The following is a 301-nucleotide window of genomic DNA, read 5'->3' on the forward strand; positions in this document are numbered from 1 at the left end:
TTCTCGTTCTACTTCGACCTGATCGAGCCCTTCTGGCGTACGCGTCCGGCGGAGAACATGTCGCTGCACCGTCTGGCGACGCTTGCCCGCAAGCAGGATGTCACCGCGGTAGTCATCGACGACGCCTCCGCCCGGCAGGACGTGAATGACGAGCTCCTTGAACTCGACGAACTCTTCGGTGGAGGGGGGACGGCCGAGGCTGTCTCGTTCACCTTCCTGCGGTCACCTCCACCGCACGAACCGGTCGCGAAGCTGCATGATGACGCGGTGATCGGATAATGCGTCTTGATCAACTACAAGG

The 301-nt window shown here is 61.5% G+C and carries 1 protein-coding gene; it reads left to right on the plus strand.

The window, feature by feature from the left end; translation table 11 throughout:
* A partial coding sequence (locus AB2L51_RS15120; protein ID WP_400922642.1) for a hypothetical protein occupies positions 1 to 279 on the plus strand: 279 nt, incomplete at its 5' end.
* Between the last annotated feature and the right edge of the window lie 22 nt (positions 280 to 301).

Source organism: Acetobacter fabarum (assembly GCF_040702925.2).
Lineage (GTDB): Bacteria > Pseudomonadota > Alphaproteobacteria > Acetobacterales > Acetobacteraceae > Acetobacter > Acetobacter fabarum_B.